Origin of the sequence: Microbacterium sp. (genome assembly GCF_047606685.1) — a bacterium.
Taxonomy (GTDB): domain Bacteria; phylum Actinomycetota; class Actinomycetes; order Actinomycetales; family Microbacteriaceae; genus Microbacterium.
Genome location: NZ_JASGEC010000029.1, coordinates 1 through 6,977, shown reverse-complemented (window position 1 = coordinate 6,977; position 6,977 = coordinate 1). Strand labels below are relative to the sequence as shown.

4 protein-coding genes are annotated in these 6,977 nt (G+C 72.6%); all 4 read left to right on the top strand.

All coding sequences use genetic code 11. The annotated features are described in order from the left end of the window. Positions 1-127 precede the first annotated feature (127 nt). Positions 128-1,825, top strand: a complete 1,698-nt coding sequence (gene recN, locus QM611_RS03245; protein WP_415078466.1) for a DNA repair protein RecN — start codon at positions 128-130, stop codon at positions 1,823-1,825. Next, on the top strand, positions 1,822-4,698 hold the full coding sequence (locus QM611_RS03240; protein WP_415078465.1) for a hypothetical protein: 2,877 nt from the start codon (positions 1,822-1,824) through the stop codon (positions 4,696-4,698). Before recN ends, QM611_RS03240 begins: the two co-directional genes overlap by 4 nt. Then, a complete protein-coding gene (locus QM611_RS03235; RefSeq protein ID WP_415078464.1) occupies positions 4,682-6,379 on the top strand; it encodes a CTP synthase in 1,698 nt (565 codons plus the stop codon). The genes QM611_RS03240 and QM611_RS03235 overlap by 17 nt, the downstream gene beginning before the upstream one ends. Continuing rightward, the coding region (locus QM611_RS03230) for an NUDIX domain-containing protein (RefSeq protein WP_415078463.1) at positions 6,372-6,977 on the top strand (606 nt) is incomplete at its 3' end. The genes QM611_RS03235 and QM611_RS03230, both read left to right, overlap by 8 nt.

Here is a 6,977-nt window from a genome sequence, read left to right as displayed (position 1 = left end):
GCTCAGGGAACGCGACAGGCTCAGGGAACGCGACAGGCTCAGGGAACGCGACAGGCTCAGGGAACGCGACAGGCTCAGGGAACGCGACAGGCTCAGGGAACGCGACAAGCTCAGAGGCCGCGACGTCGTGATCGAGGAGATGCGCCTGCGCGGTCTGGGCGTGATCGCCGAGGCGACGTTGCCCATGGGCGCCGGATTCACGGCGATCACGGGCGAGACCGGGGCCGGAAAGACCATGGTCGTCACGGGGCTCGGCCTGCTGCTCGGCCAGCGCGCCGACTCCGCCGTCGTGCGCGCCGGGAGCGCGCAGGCCGAGGTGGGCGGGGTGTGGATCGTCCCCCCGCAGGGGCCGGTGGCCGACCGCGTGCGCGACGCCGGCGGAGAGCTCGAGCCCCTCCCGGGCGGCGACGCAGAGCTGTATGTCGGCCGCACGATCAGCGGCGAGGGCCGCAGCCGCGCCACGGTCGGGGGCCGCCCCGCCCCGGCGGGAGTGCTGGCCGACCTCGCCGAGCACCTCGTCGTGGTGCACGGCCAGTCCGACCAGCTGCGCTTGCGGTCGTCGGCGGCGCAGCGCGACGCGCTGGACCGGTTCGGAGGCGATCCAGTGGCCGCCGCGCGCAGCGCGTACCGCGCGGCGTGGGAGCGCTGGGGCGAGCTGGACACCGAGCTGCGCGGCCTCACCGAGGACCGCGACGCGCGCATCGCCGAAGCGGACGAGCTGCGCGCCGCGCTCGCCGCGATCGCCGACGCCGCCCCGCAGCCAGGGGAGGACGTCGAGCTCGCGCAGCGGGCGGAGCGGCTCGCCCACGTGGAAGAGCTGCGCGCTGCCGCGGCCGCCGCGCGCGAGGCGCTGTCTTCCGAGCTCGACGGCGTCGACGTGTCGGCGCTGGTGGGCGAGGCCCGTCGGGCGCTGGAGCGTGCGGGCGACCGCGACCCGCTGCTGGCGGCTCTGGCCGAGCAGGCTGCCGACCTCGGCTATCGGGCCGCGGAGCTCGCGGTCGAGCTCTCCGGCTATCTCGCCGACCTCGACGAGTCGGGCCCGCAAGAGCTCGACGCCGTGGAGGAGCGGCGCGCGCTGCTGTCTGCCCTCGCCCGCCGGCACGGCGGCACGCTCGAGGCCGTGCTCGAGCTCGCCGAGTCGGGCGCTGCGCGGCTCGGCGAGCTTGAGGGAGACGACGACCGCATTGCCGCCCTGACGAGCGAACGGGATGCCGCGGCATCCGTGCTCGACGAATCCGCCGCCGCGCTCACCCGGGAGCGCGCTGCGGCGGCCGAAATGCTGGGCGCGCGCGTCACGGCGGAGCTTGCCGCGCTCGCCATGCCCGACGCTGTGCTCACCGTCTCGGTCGCGCCGACGGCGGCCACCGCGCACGGGCGCGACGAGGTCGCGCTGCTGCTCGCCCCGCACGCCGGCGCGCAGCCGCGCCCCGTGGCGCGCTCGGCTTCCGGAGGCGAGCTCAGCCGCGTGATGCTCGCCATCGAGGTCGTGATCGCCGCTGCCAACCCCGTGCCGACCTTCGTCTTCGACGAGATCGACGCGGGCATCGGCGGCGCGGCCGCGATCGAGGTCGGTCGCCGTTTGGCGCAGCTGGCCGAGGCATCCCAGGTCGTCGTCGTCACCCATCTCGCGCAGGTCGCCGCGTTCGCGACCAACCACCTCACCGTCGTGAAGGAGAGCGACGGCTCGGTGACCGCCTCCAGCGTGCGCCGCCTCGACGGGCCCGACCGCGAAGCAGAGATGGCGCGACTGCTGTCGGGAATGGCAGACTCCGAGTCCGCGCTCGAGCACGCGCGCGAGCTGCTGGGCCTGCGCGGGGCGAGATGAGCGAGGCTCCCGAGGCAGTCAGCCCGCCGCCCGACGCCGTCGCGGTCGAGACGCGCCGCCCGTCGGCGCTGTACACCGCGCTCTCGGCGCGGCTGCTGCGCGCCGAGAGCTGGGCGCGCTCGCGGGGCTCGGCGCGTGTGCGCTGGGCGACTCGCGCGGTCTGTGCTCTCGTCGCGGCGGTCGGGCTGCTGCTCGTGTTCGGCCCGGTGATCAACAAGCCTCTGACGTTCGACGACATCACGTCGTCGGCGTCCTCCGCCGCCACCGAGCAGTGGATCGCGAGGTCGTTCGACGCGGAGTTCGTCGTGAGCCGTGACGACAGCGGCCGGCTGCGCCTGGACGTGGTGGAGACGATCGAGGCATTCTTCCCCGACACGGTGGACGAGTCGGGCATCGAGCGTGTCGTCGCCAGCCAGCTCGAGGGCCACGACCTGCGACCGGCGGTGGCCTCTGCGACCGTGGACGGCGTCGAGGCGGACCCTGTGGTGGAGCAGAGCCCGACCCGCACCACCATTCGCATCGACGCGGGGAAACAGTTGACGGGCGACCACGTGTTCGTGCTTCGCTACAGCCTCGACGACGTCGCGCACGACGCGTTCGACGAGTCGGCCCAGCGCGACGAGCAAGTGCTCGAGTGGGATGCCTTCGGGCCGTCGTGGCCGCAGGCCGTCGCCCACAGCCGGATGTCGATCACGGTGCCGCGTGAGCTGGAGAGCGCGTTCGCCAGGCAGCCCAGCGGCGGAATCGAGTGGCTGCTCGCGGGCGACTCTGCGCTTCTCGAACCCGACTCGACCACATCGGGCACCGTGACCTACGTGGTCGAGAACGATCAGCGGCTTCCCCCGCACGCGTCGTTCTGGTTCCGGTTCTCGTTCGCGCCCGGCACGTTCGACATGCCGCAGCCGTCGGCGCTGTTCTGGGTGCAGGCCGTCGGCCCGTTCCTACCGCTGGCAGCGCTCGCGGCCGCGCTGCTGTTCGCGCTCGCCGCCCGCGCCGTCGCGTGGGGCGACGCGCGCGGGCGCGCATGGTTCGTGCACGAGACAGCGCCGCAGAAGGGGATGTCGCCCGCGCTCGCCGCGCGCCTCTGGCGCGCTGTGCGCACCGCCCCGCTGGTGTCGGCGCTCGCCGCGTACCAGCAGTCGCCACACAACGCGCGCGCCGCCCGCGCGCTCGTGCGGCACACGCGCCGGGCAGGGCGCACGGCATCCCTCGCGAGCGCCTGGACCGCCTATCTGACCGCTCCGGCATGGCGCGCGCAGTTCGCGCGCGGGCTGCGCCGCGTGCCGAGCGGGTTCGTGCGCGACAGCTTCGTCGGGGCTGCCATCGCGCTCACCGCGGTGCAATGGGGCCTCGTGCGGCAGCTGTCGTACCAACTGCCGCTCACGCGCTACTGGTGGCCGCTGGCGATCGTCCTGGTCTCGGCGCTGCTCGCCGCCGCCGTCATCGCGCTCGCCGTGAGCGCGCGCCCACTGACGCGCCGCGGCGCGCTGGAGCGTGAGCACCTCATGGGGCTGGCGCTGTACCTGCAGCGCACGTCGGCGCTCGAACGCTCCAGCCTGCGCGACCCGCTGCTGCCGTACGCCGTCGCTTTCGCGCGGCCACGGCGCGCCCGCGCCGCCATCACGGCGCTGCTCGAGCGCGATGGCCTCGACCGCCAACTGTGCGACGACCCGTCGTACGTCGGCCCCGCGCGAATGACGGTGCGCGTCGCGGCTGTGCTCGTCGTGGCCGCCGCGATCGCCTTTGCGATCGCGCTCCCGCTCGAGCGTCCCGGCGGCGAGCGCGACGACGCCGCGTACGGCTGGGGAGAGGGACTGCCCGGCGACTACGGGCTGTTCGTGACCGACTTCGAGGCACGCGGCGCCCTGTCGGTCGACAGCGGTGCGCCGCGGCTGGTCGTCGAGGAGCGGCTGAGCGCTGTCGTCGGCTCAAGCTACCGGGAGATCCCGCAGGTGCTGCGGCAGTGGCAGGATGTCGTGGCCGGCCACGACCAACGACTCACCGTGCGCGAGGTGACCGTCGACGGCACGCCGGCGCCGTTCACCCAGTCCCGGCTGCAGGGGATGGCGCTGCTGCAGACGCACCTCGACGACGAGTGGCCAGGCGAGCACGAGATCGTGATCTCCTACGAGCTGGCCGACCCCGTCGGCGTGGTCGAGGCCGACGGCCAGTGGCGAGAGCAGCTGACGTGGACGGCGCTCAACCGCGGGTGGGACTCGGCGTGGAGCTCGCCCGACCACGACGTGGAGAGCGTGGCGATCGAGCTTGCGGTGCCGACAGACGTCGACGCGCAGCTCACGGAGGGGAGTGGATGGCTCCCGCGGATCAGCGACGGCGAGGCCATGCCGCTCGGCTCCGGCGCGCGCGACGGCGACCTCGTCGTGCACCGCGACGCACTGGAGCGCGACGACAGCGGAGGCTGGGTCGACGTGCGACAGTACGACGACCAGGGCGCCCGGCTGTGGTTCCCGGTGGGGACCTTCACCGACGGCGACACGGCCGAGTGGCGCTGGCAGGGCGTGCGAGAGTCATTGCCGCTCGCCATCCCTCTCCTCCTCGCGGGCCTGGCGCTCGCCGCAGGCGTCGCCGGCTGCGTTCTGGCGGTGCGGCGCCCCGCGGTCGTGCGCGGCGGCGTGCCGCGCGACCTTGTGCGATGGATGGCGCCCGCCCTCGCCGGCGCCGTGCTGGTGATGCTGCTCGGGGCCAGCATCACGCTGGAAGCGGACGACGCTCGGCTGGGGCTGCTCGCCGTCGCCGCCGCGCTCGGCGTTGCCGCAACGGGCTTCGGGCTGCTGCTGACCCGCCGAGCGCGCCGCGTGATGGCGTTGCCTGCCGTGCCTGATAGGGTGAAAGCCCGTGGCGGAGAACTCTGAAACTGACGCGGGAACATCGAACGACACCACTCGGCACATCTTCGTGACCGGCGGTGTCGTCTCTTCTTTGGGCAAGGGCCTCACCGCCGCGAGCCTGGGCAATTTGCTCACCGCGCGCGGGCTTCGCGTGGTCATGCAGAAGCTCGACCCGTACCTCAACGTCGACCCGGGCACGATGAACCCGTTCCAGCACGGCGAGGTGTTCGTCACCGACGACGGCGCCGAGACCGACCTCGACATCGGCCACTACGAGCGCTTCCTCGACATCGACCTGAGCCAGGCCGCCAACGTCACCACCGGCCAGATCTACTCGGAGGTGATCGCACGCGAGCGCCGCGGCGAGTACCTCGGCGACACGGTGCAGGTCATCCCGCACATCACCGACGAGATCAAGCGCCGCATGCGCCTGCAGGCGACGGAAGACCCGCGTCCCGACGTCATCATCACCGAGATCGGCGGCACTGTCGGCGACATCGAGTCGCAGCCGTTCATCGAGTCGGCCCGGCAGATCCGCCACGAGCTCGGCCGCGGCAACGTCTTCTTCGTGCATGTGTCGCTCGTGCCGTTCATGGGGGCTTCGGGCGAGCAGAAGACCAAGCCCACGCAGCACTCCGTCGCGACGCTGCGCTCCATCGGCATCCAGCCCGACGCGCTCGTGCTGCGCAGCGACCGCCCCGTGACCGAGTCGAACAAGCGCAAGATCGCCCTCATGTGCGACGTCGACGAGGACGCGGTGGTCAACGCGGTCGACGTGCCGAGCATCTACGACATCCCGACGATGCTGCACGAGCAGGGACTGGACGAGCACATCGTGCGCACCCTCGGGCTGGCGAAGGCGGTGGAGGTCGACTGGACTCGCTGGAGCCGCGTGCTGCAGGCCGTGCACAACCCGAAGCACGAGGTCACGATCGGCCTGGTCGGCAAGTACATCGACCTTCCGGACGCGTACCTCAGCGTCACTGAGGCCCTCAAGGCCGGGGGCTTCGCACACGAGACGGCCGTGACGGTGCGCTGGATCCCGTCCGACGAGTGCGAGACGAAAGAGGGCGCCGCGCGCGTGCTCGGAGACATCGATGGCATTGTCATCCCGGGCGGCTTCGGCATCCGCGGCATCGAGGGCAAGCTGGGTGCGCTGCGATTCGCGCGTGAGCAGGGCATCCCGACGCTGGGCATCTGCCTCGGGCTGCAGTGCATGGTCATCGAGCACGCGCGCAACGTCGCGGGGCTCGAGGGCGCGTCGTCGAGCGAGTTCGACCCCGACACCGAGTTCCCGGTGATCGCCACGATGGCCGAGCAGATCGACATCCTGCACCGCGGCGACCTCGGCGGCACGATGCGCCTCGGGCTGTACGAGGCGGTCCTGGCCGAGGGCTCTCTGGCCGCCGAGCTGTACGGCGAGCTGCGCGCGGCGGAGCGCCATCGCCATCGCTACGAGGTCAACAACCGCTATCGCGAACAGCTCGCGGCCGCGGGACTCGTCTTTTCCGGGCTCTCGCCCGACCGCAACCTCGTGGAGTACGTCGAGCTGCCGCGCGACGTGCACCCGTACTACATCGCGACCCAGGCGCACCCCGAGCTGCGCTCGCGCCCGACCAGCGCTCACCCGCTCTTCCGCGGCCTCGTCGCCGCCGCGCTGGAGCGGCACCGGGCCAGCGAGCTGTTCGATGTCGACAATGGCTAGGGGCGACGACCTGCGCGATGATCCGGTGTCGGCGACCGTGACGCGCAGCGACACCGTCTACCACGGGCGGGTGTGGAACCTGCGCCGCGACGAAGTCGACTACAACGGCGAGACGATCGTGCGCGAGTACGTCGACCACACCGGCGCTGTCGCGGTGCTCGCCCTCGACGACGACGACCGGGCGCTGCTGATCAAGCAGTACCGGCATCCCGTCCAGTCGCGCGAGTGGGAGATCCCCGCGGGGCTCCTCGACGTCGCGGACGAGGACCCGTTGCCCGCGGCCCAACGCGAGCTCGCCGAAGAAGCCGACCTGACCGCCGCGCGGTGGCAGGTGCTCGCCGAGTTCTACACGTCTCCGGGCGGCAGCGACGAGGCGATCCGCGTGTACCTGGCGCGCGAACTGGCGCCCACCGGCGAGACCTTCCAGCGGATCGCCGAGGAGGCCGACATCGAGGTGCGCTGGGTGCCGCTCGACGAGCTGGTGGACGCCATCCTCGACCGTCGCGTGCAGAACCCGTCGCTGGTGATCGCCGGCCTCGCCGCGCATGCCGCGCGCGCCCGCGGCTGGCGGACGCTCGGCGCCGCGGACGCGCCGTGG